Source organism: Microbacterium resistens (genome assembly GCF_031456305.1).
Classification (GTDB): Bacteria; Actinomycetota; Actinomycetes; order Actinomycetales; family Microbacteriaceae; genus Microbacterium; species Microbacterium resistens_A.
Genome location: NZ_JAVDUM010000008.1, coordinates 101,178 through 118,860 on the forward strand (window position 1 = coordinate 101,178; position 17,683 = coordinate 118,860).

The 17,683-nt window shown below is 71.7% G+C and carries 11 protein-coding genes; 4 read left to right on the forward strand and 7 right to left on the reverse strand.

Annotated elements, in window-relative coordinates; translation table 11 throughout:
- Positions 1 to 84: 84 nt before the first annotated feature.
- The 5 genes from J2Y69_RS10235 to J2Y69_RS10255 form a co-directional block, all read right to left on the reverse strand.
- Positions 85 to 2,334 carry a family 78 glycoside hydrolase catalytic domain gene (locus J2Y69_RS10235; protein ID WP_310020257.1) on the reverse strand — a complete coding sequence of 750 codons (2,250 nt, stop codon included), beginning with the start codon at positions 2,332 to 2,334 and terminating at the stop codon, positions 85 to 87.
- Positions 2,335 to 2,432: 98 nt separating this feature from the next.
- Positions 2,433 to 4,493: a right-handed parallel beta-helix repeat-containing protein gene (locus J2Y69_RS10240; RefSeq protein WP_310020259.1), complete on the reverse strand. Its 2,061-nt coding sequence runs from the start codon at positions 4,491 to 4,493 to the stop codon at positions 2,433 to 2,435.
- A gap of 50 nt (positions 4,494 to 4,543) precedes the next feature.
- Positions 4,544 to 5,443 (reverse strand): carbohydrate ABC transporter permease, encoded by a 900-nt coding sequence (locus J2Y69_RS10245; RefSeq protein WP_310020261.1) that lies wholly within the window; start codon positions 5,441 to 5,443, stop codon positions 4,544 to 4,546.
- The gene (locus J2Y69_RS10250; protein ID WP_310020263.1) at positions 5,440 to 6,330 is read right to left on the reverse strand and encodes a carbohydrate ABC transporter permease; all 891 of its coding nucleotides are present in this window, start codon (positions 6,328 to 6,330) and stop codon (positions 5,440 to 5,442) included. The genes J2Y69_RS10245 and J2Y69_RS10250 overlap by 4 nt, the downstream gene beginning before the upstream one ends.
- Positions 6,331 to 6,391: 61 nt before the next feature.
- The gene (locus J2Y69_RS10255) at positions 6,392 to 7,771 is read right to left on the reverse strand and encodes an ABC transporter substrate-binding protein (RefSeq protein WP_310020265.1); all 1,380 of its coding nucleotides are present in this window, start codon (positions 7,769 to 7,771) and stop codon (positions 6,392 to 6,394) included.
- A gap of 162 nt (positions 7,772 to 7,933) precedes the next feature.
- Here J2Y69_RS10255 and J2Y69_RS10260 point away from each other — a divergent pair, with 162 nt between their 5' ends.
- Positions 7,934 to 10,405 carry a glycoside hydrolase family 2 protein gene (locus J2Y69_RS10260; RefSeq protein ID WP_310020268.1) on the forward strand — a complete coding sequence of 824 codons (2,472 nt, stop codon included), beginning with the start codon at positions 7,934 to 7,936 and terminating at the stop codon, positions 10,403 to 10,405.
- Positions 10,402 to 13,563 carry a GH92 family glycosyl hydrolase gene (locus J2Y69_RS10265; RefSeq protein ID WP_310020270.1) on the forward strand — a complete coding sequence of 1,054 codons (3,162 nt, stop codon included), beginning with the start codon at positions 10,402 to 10,404 and terminating at the stop codon, positions 13,561 to 13,563. The genes J2Y69_RS10260 and J2Y69_RS10265 overlap by 4 nt, the downstream gene beginning before the upstream one ends.
- Positions 13,564 to 13,591: 28 nt before the next feature.
- Here the strand turns inward: J2Y69_RS10265 and J2Y69_RS10270 are convergent, their stop codons facing one another.
- The gene (locus J2Y69_RS10270) at positions 13,592 to 14,749 is read right to left on the reverse strand and encodes a serine hydrolase domain-containing protein (protein WP_310020272.1); all 1,158 of its coding nucleotides are present in this window, start codon (positions 14,747 to 14,749) and stop codon (positions 13,592 to 13,594) included.
- A gap of 136 nt (positions 14,750 to 14,885) precedes the next feature.
- On the opposite strand from J2Y69_RS10270, the gene J2Y69_RS10275 reads away from it, so the two are divergent.
- Complete coding sequence (locus J2Y69_RS10275; protein WP_310020275.1) at positions 14,886 to 15,965, forward strand: LacI family DNA-binding transcriptional regulator; 1,080 nt, start codon at positions 14,886 to 14,888, stop codon at positions 15,963 to 15,965.
- Here J2Y69_RS10275 and J2Y69_RS10280 read toward each other — a convergent pair.
- Positions 15,934 to 16,701, reverse strand: coding sequence for a metal ABC transporter ATP-binding protein (locus J2Y69_RS10280; protein ID WP_310020276.1), 768 nt, complete (start codon positions 16,699 to 16,701; stop codon positions 15,934 to 15,936). The two genes, J2Y69_RS10275 and J2Y69_RS10280, sit on opposite strands and share 32 nt — an antisense overlap.
- A 53-nt stretch (positions 16,702 to 16,754) precedes the next feature.
- Here J2Y69_RS10280 and aztB point away from each other — a divergent pair, with 53 nt between their 5' ends.
- Entirely contained in the window at positions 16,755 to 17,666 is a 912-nt protein-coding gene (aztB, locus tag J2Y69_RS10285; RefSeq protein ID WP_310020278.1) for a zinc ABC transporter permease AztB, read from the forward strand.
- The last annotated feature ends 17 nt before the right edge of the window (positions 17,667 to 17,683 follow it).

The following is a 17,683-nucleotide window of genomic DNA, read 5'->3' on the forward strand; positions in this document are numbered from 1 at the left end:
CGGAGCACCTCCCTCTCCGGTCTCCGATGCCGCCCTGACACCGCCTGCATCCGGCGCTGAGCTGCTGATTCCGGGAAGCGCGCCTCAGTTCTTCACAGCGCGAGCAGGATTCCGCAGCGCGGCTCGGACAGGAGCAGGGGGTCCGGGGAGCCGGACGGCATGGTCGACGATGCCCTCGCCGAGCTCGATCTCCACCCCGTCCGGAGCCCAGTACTCGACCCGCAGCTCCGGTTCCGCGGTCCAGGCCACGCCGACCGGCCCGTGGGGGGTGTCGATGACCGTCCGGGCCCAGGACAGTCCTCCGCCCGGACGCGGATCGATGCGCACGCGGGCGTAGCCCGGCTCCACGGTCTCGATGCCGCCGATGACGCGGTGCATCCAGTCCGCGACGGCGCCCAGCGCGTAGTGGTTGAAGCTGGTCATCTCGCCGGGGTTGACGTGCCCGTCGTCCTGCAGCGAGTCCCATCGCTCCCACACGGTGGTCGCACCGAGCTCGACCGGTCGCAGCCAGGAGGGGTGCGTCCGGTTCATCAGCAGGGCGTAGGCATCCGCGATGTTCCCCGTCCTCGTGAGGGCCTCGCAGAGATACGGAGCGCCCGCGAATCCCGCGTTGATCGTGTGCCCGGACGCCCGCACGAGCCCGGCGAGCCGCGCACCGGCACGGTCACGGGCCTCGTCGTCGAGCAGGTCGAACGCGATCGCCAGCGCGTAGACCGCGGGGGCGTCGCTCCGGAGGGTGCCGTCGGGCAGGAGATAGACCGCGGCGAACGCGGCACGCGCCCGCTCGGCGCGCTCGCCGAGCGCCACGGCCTCGTCCTCGCACCCCAGGACGCGCGCGGTGCGCGCGGTCAGCTCCAGGCTCCGGCAGTACGCGGCCGTCGCGATGACGTCGGGATCGGCGACGGCGGCGAAGGGATCGTCGGGAGGGGCGGTGGGATCGAGCCAGTCGCCGAACTGGAAGTCCCCCTCCCAGACCCCTCGTGCGGAGAGACGTCCCGCCACCCGGTCCACGTGGGCGCGCATGCTGTCGTAGGACTCCTCGAGCACCGCTCGCTCGCCGCTCGCCTCCCAGATCGCCCACGGGACCCACACGGCAGCGTCGCTCCACACCCCCACGGACTCCGGATCCTCGCCCTCGCGCACCGCCCATCCCTTCAGGGCGTCGGGGATGACGTAGGGCACCCGCCCGCCGGCCGCGGACTGCTCGGCGCGGAGGTCGGCGAGCCAGTCGCGCAGGAACCCGGTCATGTCGAAGAGGAAGCAGGCGGTGGGCGCGAAGACGGCGATGTCCCCGGTCCAGCCCAGCCGTTCATCGCGCTGTGGACAGTCGGTCGGCAGCGCGACGGTGTTGCCGCGCAGGCTCCACACCACGTTCTCGTGGAAGCGGCTCAGCAGGGCGTCCGAACACGAGAAGTGCCCGATCCGCCGGAGGTCGCTCCCCACGACGACCGCCTCGACCGTTCCCACGACCTCCGTCTCGTCCCAGCCGTCGATCTCGGCGTAGCGGAATCCGTGGAAGGTGAGCGAGGGCTCGAAGGCGTCCTCGCCCCCGCTGAGGACGAACCGGTCCGTCGCCTGCGCGGTGCGCAGCGGTCGTGTCGCGAGCTCGCCGTCCTCGATGACCTCGGCATGGCGGATCGTCAGCGCCCTGCCGCGCGGGCCGCGGGCGGCGATGCGAAGCCAGCCCACCAGGTTCTGACCGAAGTCGAGGAGAAGGGTGCCTCGGGGCGACCGCCATCGCCGGACCGGGGCGACGCGCTCGTGACGGACGACGAGGGGCCCGTGGTAGGCGACGAGGCGGGAGGGGTCGAGCGCCTCGACGGCGACCGGGTTGCGGTCCGTGCTCTCGTGCCGTGCATCGATGATCTGGCCGTCGTAGAGGTCGTCGGCGAGGACTCCGCTGCTCGAGGCCGTCCACTCGGCGTCCGTTCCGAGAGCCCATTCGGAGCCGTCGGCGAAGCGCACGCGAAGGACGGCGCTCGCCGCGGGGCGGTCGCCGTATACGCCTTCGGCGCCCATCCAGCCGAGCCGCCCCGAGTACCACCCGCGGCCGAGGAGGAGCGCGAGCTCGTGAGTCCCTGCGCGGAGGAGCTCGGTCAGGTCGTGCTCGACGACGCGCAGCCTGGTCTCGTACGCCGACCAGCCGGGACTCAGGACGTCTCGTCCGATGCGCGAGCCGTCGAGCGACGGCTCGACGATGCCCTGGGCGGTGACGAGGAGGCGGGCGGAGGTCACGGCTCCGCGATCGGCGGGCACCTCGAACCGTCGGCGCAGGATCGGGGCTCCCTCCACGTCGGGGGCGCTGATCAGGGCGGCCGTCCAGGGCGGGATCACGTGTTCTCCTTCGATCTTTCGATGCGCGATGGATGATGCGCGGTGCGGGCGGGGCGCTCGGTGGGCGGCGCGTCGGACCGCCCACCGAGCGCGTTCGCTCAGCCGATCGTCACGTGGCCGAGCTGGACGCCCCATGCGGTGACGGCGCCGATCCGCACCTCGACGTCGACGGTCGAGGCGGGCAGCGCGACGCTGGTGATGGTGTGCTGCACCCAGCCGTTGGTCGTCGCCGACGCGGGCGTCGCGGTCGCGGCGACGGTCGTCGGGGTTCCGGAGGCGTCGCGGGCGACGATGCTGACGGCCGTCGGGGACTGCCCGAACAGGTAGGCCGTCAGCGTCAGGACGTCGCCGCCGTCCGCACCCCACCGCACCCATCCCGCGGCGTCGGTGGAGCGCTTGAAACGGGACGTGTCGCCGGCCATGTTGGACAGCGGACCGGTGGTGTCCAGAGCCATGTTCGACGAGCGGGCGATGCTGACGGTCCAGTCATCGGCCGGATCGACGAGGAGCGGCGTGCCGGTGGGCGGAGCGGCCTCGTGGAATCCGCGGCTCGGGGCCGCCGACGTCGAGACGGCGCCGCCGAAGAAGTCGCGCAGCCCGTTCGCCGGCACGAGCTGGCCGGTGCCGACCGCCGGAGAGCCGGCGGTGAGGCGGAAGCCCTCGGCCACGGCGAACCCGTCTCCCGAGGCGTTCGGATCCGCGAAGCCCGGCGCTGCCGTGATCTTGCCCGGGTCGGCGGGCTCGCTCGCGGGGTGGTTCCCGGCGAAGACGTTCGAGGCGAACGTCGCCGTGGTGCCGAGTCCCGGATAGGTGTAGCTACCCGATCCGCGGTTGTCGACGATGTTGTTCGTGAACGACCATGCTCCCGGCGTCGACGAGGCGCAGGCGCCGGCGTCGCCGTCGCAGAAGATCGGGTTCGCCGGGGAGCCGGCGGGGATCACGATCGTGTTGTTGTAGATGCGCACCGGTGCGGGCACGCCCCAGGAGAACGTGATCACGCCCTTCTCCCCGCCCCAGCCGTCGTTGACCGAGAGGTTGTAGCGCACGGTCACGTCGCTCGAGTAGCCGCCCATGAGAAGGAGGAACCCGCCCTCGTTGTCGTGCGAGTAGTTGTACTGCACGCGGGTGTTGGTGCTGCCGAGGTCGACGTCGAATCCCTGTCCGTCCGTGCCGTGCAGGAGCGTTCCCGAGACCTCGTTGAACTGCACGAGGGTGTTCATGGCGCGCGTCGGCCAGAGACCTGCGGATGCCGACATCGACGATCCCGGGATGGTGCGCTGTCCCGCGCCGCGCACCACGTTGTGCTCCAGGAGCGCGCCGTCGGTGCCGAACGCCAGGATGCCGTCGCTGTCCGGATCGATCACGCTGTTGCCGCGGACGATGACGCCGGTGGAGAGGGCGGACTGCACGACCTGCGTCTGCGAGGTGGTGAAGTAGCTCGCATCCCATACGACGATCCCCGTCCGGCCGACGTTCTGGACGACGTTGTCCTGGATGAGGACGCCGGAGAAGCTCGCGCCGAGCGCGGTCGTGTCCGCGACGATGCCGCCGTTGACATGCGCGTCGATCCCCGTGCAGTGGAAGCAGCCGTTCACGTCGGAGACCGTGTTGCCGCGGATGACGATGCCGGAGACGGTGGAGTTGCCGACCGTGTTGCGCACCTGGATGCCGCTGCGCGGGGTGCCGTCCGTGGTGAGCGTGCCGAAGTTGTCGAGGCCGGAGTCGTTGACGATGTCGAGGTTCTCGATCACCCAGTGGCTCTGGTTCTGCAGGCTCACGACGGCGCCGCCCGGCAGGCTCGCGCCGTCCAGCCGTGGCGCGGAGCCGGTGCCGAAGGAGGAGATCGTGATGGGCGCTGCGGCCGTGCCCTGACCGCGGGGCGCGAGTTGGCCCTCCCAGGTCCCTCCGCGAGCGAGGAGGATGCGATCGCCGGGGGCGAAGGTGCGGCTGTTCGCGGCGGCGAGTGTCTTCCAGGCGCTGCCCGCGGACGTGCCGCTCGCGCTGTCGCTGCCCGTCGCGGCATCGATGTAGTAGTCGGTGGATGCGGCCATCGCGGGCGGCGCGGCGACCAGTCCCGTGAACGCGATGGCGCCCGCGGCGATCAGGCTCAGAAGCGCGCGTCTCGCGCGCGTGCCCCGGCGTGGTGTTGAGGAGGACATGGCTCTTCCTTCTTTCTGGGTGTCCCGACGGCATCGTCGCCGCCGGGTGCTCAGTCCTTCATGCCGGTCGACAGGCTGGCGCTGGCCAGGAGCGAACGCTGGAACACGAGGAACAGGGCGATCGGGACGAGCGAGGCGACGACCAGCACGGCGAAGAACGTCGACAGGTCCGTCGTCTTCTCGATGAGGGGGAGCGCGACCGAGAGCGGGCGCAGGGAGGGGTCGGTGAGCACGAGCGACGGCCAGAGGTAGTCCTTCCACGCGCCGATCGCGGCGAGCAGGGCGACGACCCCGAAGATCGGTCGGGAGAGCGGGAGCACGATGCTCCACATCACGCGCCACGGCCCGGCGCCGTCGACGTTCGCCGCCTCGATCAGCTCCCGGGGAAGACCGCGGAGATAGCTGGTGACCAGGAGGACGCTGAACGCGTTGGCCCCGGCGGGCAGCCACACCGCCCAGAAGCTGTTCTGCAGGGACAGGCCGGTGCCGAACAGGTCCACCACCGTGAGGTAGAGCGGCACGAGGGAGACCACGGCGGGGAGGAAGATCGTCGCCAGGACGCCGGCGCTCAGCAGAGGAGCCCAGCGTGGACGCATGATCGCGATCACATAGCCCGCGCTCAGTGAGACGAGCACCGTCGCGATGGCGGAGCCGCCGGCGGCGAGGACCGTGTTGAGCAGGAGCCGGCCCGCGTCGACGCCCTGGAAGGCGTTGACGTAGTTCTCCCAATGGCCCATAGCGCCGAAGACGCCGAGCGGGTCGCGGATGATGTCCTGGCTGGTGCCGAGCGAGGCGGCGACGAGCCAGGCGAGGGGGCCGAGGCCGGCGGCGACCAGCCCCAGCAGCACGAGCCCCTGCACGATCCGGGCGGGGACGGCCGTACGCCGATGCCCCCACTCCCGTGCGCTGATGAGGCCGGACTCGGCGATCGCCGGGGTGCGAGCGGTCATGATCCCCACCTCCGGGTGAGTCGCAGATAGAGGAACGAGAGCAGGGCGAGCACGATCGCGAGCAGCACGCCGAGGGCGGTCGCGGCACCGTAGTCGGCCGAGCCGCCGAAGGCGTAGCGGTACATGAGCAGGAGGACCGTCGTCGTGGCGTTCTGCGGACCTCCGCCGGTCATCAGGAAGGGCTCGGTGAACACCTGGGCGGCGCCGATGAGCTGGAGGAGCAGCATCACCAGGACGATTCCGCGGATCTGGGGGAGCGTCACCGTCCAGACCCGCCGCCAGATCCCCGCGCCGTCGAGCATCGCGGCCTCATAGAGCTCGGGGCGCACGGCGGTAAGAGCCGCGAGGTAGATCAGCACGCTCGTCCCCGCCCCCGCCCAGGTGGCCTGCAGGACGATCGACGGCATCGCCAGCGAGGCCGAGTTCAGCCAGGGCAGCGGACCGATCCCGAGCCCGGAGAGCATCGCGTTGAACAGACCGGTGGCCCCGGGGTCGTAGGCGAACTTCCAGAGCAGGATCGCGACGACGGGCGGCACGATCACCGGAAGGTAGGCGAGCCCGGCATAGAGGCCTCGCCGTCGCGCGGAGACCGTGGAGATGACCACGGCGAGCGCGAGCGGAAGGGGGAAGCCGAAGAGGATCGCCAGGAGCGCGAAGAGCAGCGTGTTGAGCACCGCGGCTCCCAGGAGCGGATCGCCCAGCACGTAGGCGAAGTTGCTCCAGCCGACCCACTCGGCGGGGCCGACGAAGTTGGTCTTCTGCACGCTCATCACGAGACCGCGCAGGATCGGCCACCAGGAGAACACGGCGAACACCAGGAGCGCCGGGAGGGCGACGAGGAGCGCGGTCAGGCTGCCGCGGCGACGGGTGCGGTGGAGTTGGCTCACGGTGCGGGACTCCTTGGTAGGGGGAGGGGCACGGAGGGGCGGGTGCCCGCCCCTCCGTGGCTCAGCGGCCCAGGACGGACTGGACGCGCGCGTTCGCGTCGGCGAGCAGCGCCTTGATGTCGGCGTTCTGGTCGGTGATGACGGCCTGGACGACCGGGTCGAGCACCGCGTAGATGTCCTGACCGCTCGTCGGCGGCTCGGAACGGACCTCCTGCTCGGCGACCCGGTCGAGGTAGGGACGGAAGTTCGCCACCGGCACGTTGTTGATCTCGGAGATCCAGCCCAGGTACCTCTCGTAGATCTCGGCGGTCACGACGGGCAGGCCGGGGATCGCGACCGCGGTGCCCTGGTCCGCGAGGACCTGGGCGGCGGCGCGCGCGGTGTCCTCGTTCTCGAACTTGCCGAAGTGGTGGAAGCGGATCCATTCGAGCGCCGCGCGCTTCTGCGGCTCGGTCGCGTCAGGGCTCACGATGTCGATGTTGCCGCCGGAGAGCGTGACGGGTGCCTCGCCCGCCTTCACCGTCGGCATGGCCGCGAAGCCGAAGTCCGCCGGAGGGAACCCGAGCAGCTCGGTGAGGGGCTGATAGGCGTCCGACTGCAGGACGAACATGCCGACCTGGCCGGCGCCGAACGCCTGGGCGAGGTCCTGTGCACCCATCAGGCCATTGGGGGAGAGGGACTCATCGGTCCAGCGCATGTCCTTCAGAAGCGTGAGCGCGTCGGCGCCGGCCGGAGAGTCGAACGTGGCCTTCTTCCCGTCGTCGTCGACGAGGCTCCCGCCGCGGGAGGCGATCTGCGCGCCGAGCACCCAGCCGCCCTGGTTGTCCTTGGTCACCTGGGCGAAGCCGTAGCGTCCCGTGGTCTTCGCGATGGTCGCGGACGCCGTGCGCACCTCGTCCCAGGTGGTCGGAGGCTGAGCGGGGTCGAGGCCGGCGGCGGTGAAGAGCGCCCGGTTGTAGACGAGGCCCATCGCGTACGCGGAGGTCGGCACGCCGTAGAGCTTGTCGTCCGGGCCGGTGACCATCGAGGCGAGCTGCGGGTTGAGCAGGTCGGTGAGCCCTGCCTGCTTCGCGGCGTCGCCGACCTCCGCGACCTGTCCGCGCGCGATGAGGCCGCGGATCTCGGTGAAGGGGACGCCCACCACCGTCGGCAGGTCGCCCGCGGCGAGGCGGGCGGAGAAGGTCTGGGGATCCCAGCCGTCCTCGGTGACGGTGACCGTGATGTCGGGGTGCTCGGCGGTGAACGCCTTGACCTCCTGATCGAAGTAGTCCCGGCGCGCCTGTTCCGTGGCCGCGGGGCGGTTGCCGATCAGGATCTCGACGGGGCCGTCCGATGGTGCGTCGCCCGAGCCCTGTGGAGCGCAGGCCGCGAGCGCCGTGATGACGAGCGCGGACGAGACGACGGTGCCGATCGCGGTCCGTACCGCGTGTGGTTTCTTCACTGAAACTCTCCTTCTGGGTACCTGATTGCCGGTAGCCGATGTCGGGTGCTAGCTTGGGCGAATCGAGATGCCAAAGCGCTTTTGCAACATAGCCCTCCCGAGGGTCGAGATGCAAGCCCACCATCAGACGAACGCCCCGACGGGCAGATACGAGGACCACCCGTGCTCACTCGCACACTCCTGGAATCCCCCTGGCGCCTCCGCGCCATCGCCGGGCCGATCCCGCACGACATCGCCGGGATGGACATCGCAGCGCCCGTGCCGGGGGACGTGCACATGGCGCTGCGCGCGGCGGAGGCGATCCCCGATCCCGCGGACGGGGACAACGAGCACGACCTCGCCTGGATCGGGAGCACGGACTGGGAGTACCGCACGCGCCTGCCGCGGCTGACCGACGCCGAGCGGGTGGACCTGGTCTTCCACGGCGTGGACACGATCGCCGAGCTCTTCATCGACGGCGAGAGCCGTGCGCGCAGTCGCAACATGCACCGCACCTGGCGCGTCCCCCTCCCGGAGCTCACCCGGGGGACCGCGGAGGCGCGACTGCTGCTCTCCGCGCCGGTGCCGGCCGCGGAGGAGGAGCGGAGACGGCTCGGCGCGCTCCCCAGCGCGTTCAGCCCGCTGGCGCCGTACCTGCGGAAGAAGGCCTGCGACTTCGGATGGGACTGGGGGCCGGCCTTGCCCGGCGCCGGCATCTGGCGCCGGGTGGAGATCGAGACCTGGAGCGTCGCGCGCCTCGCCGCCGTGCGCCCGACAGCACGACTGCGGGGTGCGGACGGCGCGGTCGAGCTCGACATCGAGATCGACCGCGCGCCCAGCGGGCAGGGAAGGGAGCTCGGCATCGCCGTCGAGCTGGGAGGAGCGAGCCTCTCGCTCGTCGTCCCCGCCGAGGAGAGCCGGGTGCGGGGCGTGCTCCATGTCCCGAAGCCGGAGCCGTGGTGGCCGGCGGGCCTCGGCGCGCAGACGCTGCACGAGCTCCGCGTCGAGCTGCGCCATTCGGACGAGCTGCTCGACCGGTCGGCGCAGGCGATCGGCTTCCGCGAGCTGGTGGTGGACCAGATCCCGGACGGCGACGGGGACGGGTGCGGCTTCGGGATCTCGGTCAACGGCGTGCCCCTGTTCATCCGCGGTTTCAACTGGATCCCGGAGGACACCTCCATCGCCTCCGTGACCCGGGACGACTACCGACGGCGCATCGACGACGCCCGCGATCTCGGGGCGAACCTCCTCCGGGTCTGGGGCGGCGGCGTCTTCGAAGACGACGAGTTCTATCGCGCGTGCGACGAGAAGGGCATGCTGGTCTGGCAGGACTTCCTCTTCGCCTGCGCGGCCTACCCCGAGGACGACCGGTCGGTCGCCGAGGTGCGCGCGGAGGCCAGGGACAACATCACGCGGATCATGCCGCATCCGAGCCTTGCCCTCTGGAACGGCAACAACGAGAACCTCTGGTTCTGGTTCCTGCACGGCTGGGACGAGCTGCTCGGAGGAGCCGCCTGGGGCGAGCGGTACTACGTCGACGTGCTTCCGGAGGCCGTCGCGGACCTCGACCCCTCCCGCAGCTATCTCCTGGGCAGCCCGTCATCCGGGGAACGATGGCGTGAGCCCAACGATCCCACGCGGGGGGTCGTGCACTGGTGGCTCCCCGGGGATTACCGCGACTACGACCTCGTGCGCCCTCGATTCGTCTCGGAGTTCGGGTTCCAGGGGCCGCCCGCGAGACCCACCTTCGATCGGGTGGTGCACGACGCGGAGCCCGCGCCGTTCAGCCCCGGCACGATCCAGCGGCAGAAGGCGGTCGGCGGCACCGAGCGGATCAACGACGTGCTCGATGTCCATCTGGGCGTGCCCGCGGACTTCGACGAGTGGTACTGGCTCGCGCAGCTCGACCAGGCGCGCGCCGTGCGCTACGGGGTCGAGCGGTTCCGAACGCTCGAGCCCTACTGCCGCGGCACGATCGTCTGGCAGCTGAACGACTGCTGGCCGTCGCTGTCCTGGTCGATGATCGACGTCGACGATCGCTGGAAGCCGGCGGCCTACGCCGTGCGTGCCGCCTACGCCGATCGGATCCTGGTGCTGAGGATGGAGGACGGGCTCCCCGCGCTGTTCGCCTGCAACAGCGCGGCGGAGGAGTGGCGTGCCTCGGCGACGGTGGAGCGCTGGACGGGGCAGGAGCGCGGTGCCAGGGCGGAGCTGGAGGTGATCGTGCCGGCCGGAACGGCGCTGCGCGTGCCCCTCGGCGGCCTCGCCGACGGGCTGGGCGGTGCCGAGCTGCTGGTCGCGAGCGCCGAGGGATCCCGCACCGTGCTGCTCGGCGGGACGGATCGGGACTTCCCCGACGTCCCGGCGGCGTACGGTGTCGAGGTGACCATCGGCGACCACGGCATCGAGATCACCCTCACCGCGCGCTCGATCCTCCGCGACACGGTGATCGCCGTCGAGGAGATCGATCCGGGTGCGCACAGCGAGGAGAACCTCCTCACCGTGCTCCCCGGAGAGACCGCGACCTGGACCGTTCGCACACGGCACCCCGAGCGCTTCACGCGCGAGGCGGTGCGCGGCGTGCTCCGGACCGCCCGGGCTGCCCTCGTCCGCGACGAGCGCTTCCGCGGTCTCTCCGCCCTGGAGGCCCCGTGACCGATCTGCGCGTCGAGGGCCACCCCGGTCCTTCCGCGGCTCCGGCGGCGGCCCCGGGAACCGGGCTGCGCACGAGCGCCTGCCTGCGCTACGCCTGGGAGGGCGAGGCCGACGCGCCGCTCGTCCACGCGCTTCCGCGCTTCTGGGCGGACAGGGCGATCGGCGACGACGACGAGTTGAGCTGGCTGCTCTTCCCCGCGTTCGACGAGCGGGCATCCGATGTGCGGGACGGCTACCGTCCTGCGGCGGTCGCCATCGATCTCGAGTTCGACGACGGTCGCCGGCTGTTGTCCGTCGTCTCCGAGGAGCGGGACCGGACGGCGTCGGCCCCCGCCGCCCGTGTCGATCTGGACTTCCCGGATCAATGGAACGAGCGCAGGGTCCCGCTCGCGGCGTTCCGGGGTGCGCGGGTGGTGGCGGCGCACCTCGTCGCGGATCCGCCGGCCCTGCACGGAGCCACGGCGGGGCTGCTCGAAGGATGGATCGACGCCCCGAGCATCTCGGGACGCCGAACGGTCCAGGACGCAAGCCCGGCCGAGCTGGTGCGCACGACGCGAGGGTCTCATTCCTCGCCCCGGCGATCCCGGGGCAACACGCAGCCGTTGACCGGCGTGCCGCACGGCCACCTGTACATCGCACCCGCCACGGACCTGAGCAACTCGCATTGGACGTACAGCTGGAACGCGCACGGCGCCGGTCCCCATCCATTCCTGGCGGGACTGCTCCTCACCCGGTCGCCGAGCATCTGGATCGGCGACCGGGGCGCCCTCGCGATCCGCGCGGGGCTGGTCCCGGATGAGGGGACCGGCGTCGCCGGGGAGGCCTTCGATCACGACGACGAAGAGGCGCGCCCGCATCGGTATCGCGTCACCACCCTGAGCGGCATGCGGATCGACGCCGCCGTGGGCTCGGCCGAGGCCGTCACGGAGATCCGGTTCCCCCGGCAGGGGCGCCTGGTCCTCTGCGCCCCGGGTGCTCCGCTGTCCCACGTCGAGCACGAGCGGGCGAGCGACGGACGCCTGCTGCTCCGGCTCGCGTCCACTCTGCCGAACCCTCATGAGCCGGACCCGTTGCGCGGCTACTACTCCCTCGCGCTGTCGGGCGCCGAGCTCGTCATCCGCTCCGGCGACGACGGTCGTCTCGTCATCGACGTGCATCCCGACGAGAGCCCGGTGCGCATCGAGATCGGAGGATCGCTGATCTCGGTCGCGCAGGCCGAGACGGCCAGGCGGCGCGTCGAGGGGAGGACGATCGACGAGATCGCGGATCATGCCCGACAGGCGTGGGACCGGCTGTCCTCGATCGTCCTCGCCCCCGGCGCGGACGAGGACCAGCGCGCCCTGATCGCCGCGGACCTCTATCGGCTGTTCCTCTATCCGACCGAGCATCACGAGGAGACGTCGGAGGGGCCGCGGTACGCGAGCCCCACCGAGCGCCTCGGGCCCGATGGGTCGTTCGACACCGGACGGAGGATCAGGGCGGGGCGGGTCCTCACCGACAACGGCTTCTGGGACACCTACCGCACCGCGTGGCCGGCCTACCATCTCCTCGTCCCCGAGCGGGCAGGAGCCCTCCTCGACGGCATGCTGGAGCATGTGCGGAGGGATGGCTGGTCGCCTCGGTGGACGGCGGGCACCCCGCTCGACGCGATGGTCGGCACGAGCCTCGACGTGATCGCCGCCGACGCGGTCGCCTCCGGGGTGACGGGGGTCGACGTCGAGACCGCCTACGCCGCGGCCCTCCGCAACGCGACGGCCGCGTCGTCGGATCCTCGTTTCGGGCGAAAGGGCATGCCGCAGACCCTCGCGCTGGGCTACGTGCCCGCGACGCACGGCGAGTCGGTGTCCTGGACGATCGAGGGGGCGATCAACGACGCCGGGGCCGCCGTCCTCGCCCGCGAGCTCGCGAGGGAGGCGCACGGGGAACGTGCCGCCCGACTGCGCGCGGAGGCGCGGTACCTCGCGCACCGGGCAACGGGGTATCGGATGCTCTGGGACCAGGGGGCACGCTTCTTCCGGCCGCGCGCGGCGGACGGGTCGTGGGCGGACGAGCCCTTCGACCCGCGGGTCTGGGGCGGCGCGCACACCGAGACGAACGCCTGGGGGTCGCGGTTCCCTGCTCCCCATGACGGCCCGGCGCTCGCCGAGCTCTTCGGAGGCGCCGTCGCTCTCGGCGACGCGCTGGACGCCCTCTTCCGGGAGCCGGAGACCGCTGCGCCCCGGTTCGCGGGCAGCTACGGCGAGGTGATCCACGAGATGCCGGAGGCGCGGGACATCCGTCGGGGCATGTGGGCGCTGTCGAACCAGCCGGCCCACCACGTCCCCTGGATGTATGCGTACTCGGATCGGCCGTGGCGCACGAGCGAGATCCTGCACGACGCGGTGCACCGGCTCTTCCGCGGCAGTGGCATCGGCCAGGGCTTCCCCGGCGACGAGGACAACGGCGAGATGTCGGCGTGGCACCTGTTCGCCCAGCTGGGGTTCGCTCCCTTCCGGCCGGGATCGGGGCAGCTGCTCGTCACCGCGCCGACGTTCGACACGGCTGTGGTGCGGCCCCTCGGCGCGAGGGGGCTGGAGATCCGCGTCCGTCGCCGCGATTCCGCGGATCGGCACATCAGGGCGGTCCGCTGGAACGGATCGGAGTGGACGGACCCGACCGTGGACGTCCGTGCGCTGCATGCCGGTGGCGTCTGGGAGGTGGACCTCGGACCCGACCCCGTGCCGTGGAGCACCCCACTGGACCCTCGGCCCTTCTTCGCCCCCGACGGGGTCGAGGAGGCGGGACTGGAAGACGCGGTGGGTCGTGTCCTCGTCGATGGTCGTGACCTTCCGCGGGATGCCACGGTGAGCAGGCCTTTGCCCGTCGGATCGACGGTCGAGCTCGAGGTCGAGCCGGGAAGGCTCGCCGATGTCCCGACGCAGGCGCTCCTCGTCCTCGGTCTGACCGCGGCCGGGATCCACTCGTTCCGCGCCGAGGCGCTCCTCGGAGGAGCCTGGCGCGCGATCGGGGAATGGTGGGGCGAGGCGTGGGACTGGGAGCGGCAGGCGCGACCGTTCGAGCTCTCCCTGCCGGGGCGGGTCCGTGCTCTGCGCCTGCGCTGGGTCGGCGGCGAGGCGGAGCTCTCCCTCGCGCAGATCCTCGTGCCGACGGAGGGCTGACGCCGGGCTGACGGAGGGCTGACGCCGGTCAGTCGTCCGCGAGGGCCGCACGCACGGCGGAGAGGATGCCCGTCCAGCGTACGTCGGTTCCCGGCGCCGGGAAGAGCATCCGCTGGCCGACGAAGGCGAAGCCGAGTCCGGACGGAGCGTGGGCGAAGGCCAGGCGCCCTCCCATCCCCGCGTGTCCGAAGGACCCGTCGCCGAGCATCGGGCAGTGCTGGTGGGAGATCTCGAACCCCAGGCCCCAGCGAACGGTCGGGACCGCACCCGGGAGGCAGAGAGGTTCGCGGACACCGTCGAGGTGGTCCCGGGAGACCTTCTGGACCGTCTCCTCGGAGAGGAGGCGCACCCCGTCGACCTCGCCGAGGCACGCCGCGTACATCCGAGCCAGCGATCGTGCGTCCGTCACGAGGCCGCCGGCGGGGAGCTGACTCCGACGGAACGAGGGCTGGTTCATCGGCTCGGTCCCCTGGACGCCGTCCGAGCGGGCGAAGAGAGGTGTGGTCTGCGCATTCGCGCGGTATGCGGCCTGGCAGGCGGCACCGGCGTCCGGGGCGGGGATCGGCGGATCCTCCACGGGGCCGATGAGCGCGGGGCGGTAGCGCGGGGCGACCTCGACGGGCTCGCCCAGCCACAGGGATCCGCCGAGCGGTGCGGCGATCCGTTCCGCCACGAGGATCCCGATGTCCCGGCCGGTGACGCGGCGCAACAGCTCGGCGAGGATCGTGCCGTAGCTGAGGATGTGGTAGATCCGGGCGCTCCCCGGCGGGTACTGGGAAGGGCTCGCGGCGAGACGATCGGCGAGTTCGATCGGCGACCGCAGGTCGGACAGCGCTCGCAGGGGGAGCGCGGGCATCCCCGCGGTGTGGGTCAGCACCTGACGGACGGTCACGGAGTGCTTCCCGGCGACAGCGAACTCGGGCCAGTACCGAGCGACGGGCGCCTCGGGGTCCAGCCGTCCCACCTCCACCTCCTGTGCGACGAGCAGGGCGACGACCCCCTTCGCCGCGGAGAACGCGAGGGTGACGCCGTCCTTCTCCCATGGGCGTCCGGACAGCGGATCCCGTCCTCCCCAGAGATCGACGACGGTGCGTCCCCGATGCACGACGGCGAGCGATCCGCCCGCCTCGTCGACGTCCAGGGCGGCGGCGAACGCCGTTCGCACGCCCTCCCATCCGGTAGCCACGTCGCCATTCATCACGACGCCTATAATACTGCCTAAGCGCTTTGGCAGAGAGGTGTGGGAAAGGTCTTTCGATAGCGTTTTGGCGCGCTATTGTCGGAGAGGGTCGCGCGGGTGCGGTCGACGGGGAGGGATGCGGATGTCGTCGCAGGCGGTGCGGTTGGTCGACGTGGCCCGAGCGGCCGGCGTCTCGATGCCGACCGCGTCTCAGGTCATGAACGGCACCGGTCGTGTCGCCGAGGAGACCCGTCGGAGGGTGCTTGAGGCGGCGCGACGGCTCGACTACCGCCCGAACGCGCTCGCCCGCAGCGTCGCCTCGGGGCGGAGCCGGACCATCGGCGTCCTCGCCGAGAACGCGGCGGGGGCGTTCTGCATGCCGGTGCTCATCGGGATCAACCGCGAGCTCAGCTCCCACGACTTCGCCAGCATCCTCTTCGACGCCCATCACGATGCGGAGTTGCGGCACGAGCATGTCCGGCGCATGCTCGATCGTCAGGTCGACGGCATCATCGTGATCGGCGAGGGTGCGGACGTCCCGATCGCGCCGCTCGGCGTCGATTTCGTCGGCCCCGTCGTCCGGGCCTACGGGCCCCCGGACGCGGAGGGCGCGGTGTCGATCCATCCGGACGAGTTCGAGGGGGGCGTGCTCGCCGCCCGCCGTCTCGTCGAGATGGGGCGCACGCGGATCGCTCACGTCACCGCGGGAGGCGATCTGACCTCGGCGCGGGAGCGTGAACGGGGTTTCCTGCATGCTCTCGCCGAGGCCGGCCTCGAACCCGCCGCGATCCTGCACGGCTCCTTCAGTCGGAGCTGGGGGCTCGAGGCGGCCGTGGAGATCGTTGAGACCGTGCCGGCCGTCGACGCGGTCTTCGCGGGCAGCGATGCGATCGCGGTCGGTCTCGCAGCCGGGTTGGAGTCACGGGGACGCAGCGTCCCCGGCGACGTGGCGCTCATCGGCTACGACAACCTGGCCGGGTACAGCGACGACACCCAGCCCTATCTCGAGTCCGTCGACCCCCGCCTCACCGAGGTCGGCCATGCCGCGGCGCGCTATCTCGTCGGCGTCCTCGCCGGCGGCGACTCCTCGTCGTCCGCCCCGATCGGCCCCGCGCTCGCGCCAGGCGCGTCGACGCGAGGCGACGCCGATCCCGCGCGTCAGAGCCTCGTGGACGCGCTCCTGCGTTCCATCACCGCTCCGCCGGTGGGCTCGACGCTCTAACCGCGCGTCCTCGGGTGCGGGCCGGGGAGTCGATCGTGGCGTCGATCGGGTGTCGATCGTGGCGTGTGCCGTCGAGTCCACCGGGCATGACCCGCCGGCCGCGATCGAGTCGGATGATCTGGTCCGCGACGGCGATGACGTCCTCGTCGTGGGTCACGCAGGCGACCGCCGTCCCGTGTGCGGCCTCCTCGGCGAGGATGGCTCTGGCGCACTCGCGGCTGCGCGCATCGAGGCCGGCGGCGGGTTCGTCCAGGAGCAGGATCCCGGGTCGGCGGACGATGCCCTGGGCGAGCAGCGCTCGCTGCCGTTGCCCGCCGGACAGGCTGGAGAGCGGGCGCGATTCCAGCCCGGTCAACTCGACGCGGGCGATGGCCTCGGCGGTCCGCTCTCGGGTCCGGGTCCGGGACGGGGTCCGGGAGAGGGGCCGTTTCCTCCCTTCGCCACGGGCCCAGGTTCCCATCGCCACGGTGTCGGCGACGGTGATCGGCAACGACGGGGCGGGGGCCGGGCGCTGGACGACGAGGGCGACGTCTGCCGCCCGGCGGACGAGGCCGCACCGGGGGCGCAGGACGCCGGCGAGAAGCTCGACGAGGGTGGACTTGCCGGAGCCGTTCGGCCCGACGACGGCCGTCACCTCGCCGGAGCGCAGTTCGACGGACACGTCGTGCAGCACGTCGGCATCGTCGTAGGCGTAGCAGAGCGCGTGGGCGAGGACAGCGGGTCCGGGGGAGGGCACCCCTCGACTATAGCAATTGATAATCATTCTCAATTGTGGATAGGGTCGAGACCATGCCCTGGCTCACCGATCCTTTGAGCGCCGATTTCCTGGTGCGCGCTCTCATCGGCGGCGTTCTCGTCGCGGTCGTCTGCGGCGTGGTCGGAACGTGGGTCGTGATCCGCGGGATGGCGTTCCTCGGCGAGGCGCTCGGCCACGGCATGCTGCCCGGCGTGGCCCTGGCGACGGTCCTCGGCGCGCCGGTGATGCTCGGGGCCGCCGTGTCGGCCGTGGCCATGAGCGTCGCGATCGGCGTCCTGCAGCGGCGCGGCCGTCTCTCCTACGACACGAGCATCGGACTGCTCTTCGTCGGCATGCTGTCGCTGGGCGTCATCATCGTCTCCCACTCGCGCAGCTTCGCGACGGACGCGACGACGATGCTCTTTGGTGACATCCTCGCCGTCGAGACGGGGGACATCGCCCTGCTCGGCGTCGTCCTCGTCGTCACGATCGTCCTCGCGGCCGTCTTCCACCGTTCCTTCGTCGCCGCGGCGTTCGATCGGCGTGTCGCCGCCGCCCTGGGGCTGCGCCCCGCGCTCTCCCATGTCGTCCTCGTGGGGCTGGTGACCCTCGCCGTCGTCTCCTCGTACCGCGCGGTGGGCTCGCTTCTTGTCGTCGGTCTGCTGCTCGCGCCGGCCGTCGCCGCACGGCACTGGACGCGGAGCATCCCGGCGCTGATGCTCGCGGCGTCGCTGCTCGGGATGCTCGCCGTCCTGTCCGGCCTCCTCGTCTCCTGGCACGCCGGAACGGCGGCCGGCGCCTCGATCGCGTGCAGCGCCGTCCTCATCGCCCTCCTGTCGGGGGTTCTGCGAGCAGCCCTCGACCGACGTCGGAAGGCGCGCGCTCGGCGTGCGCACCGGACCGACGGCGAGGAGGGGTCCGCCGTGTCCCCGTCATCGGCCGCACTGGCCACCGTCTCCCGATGATCCCGTGAAAGGACCAG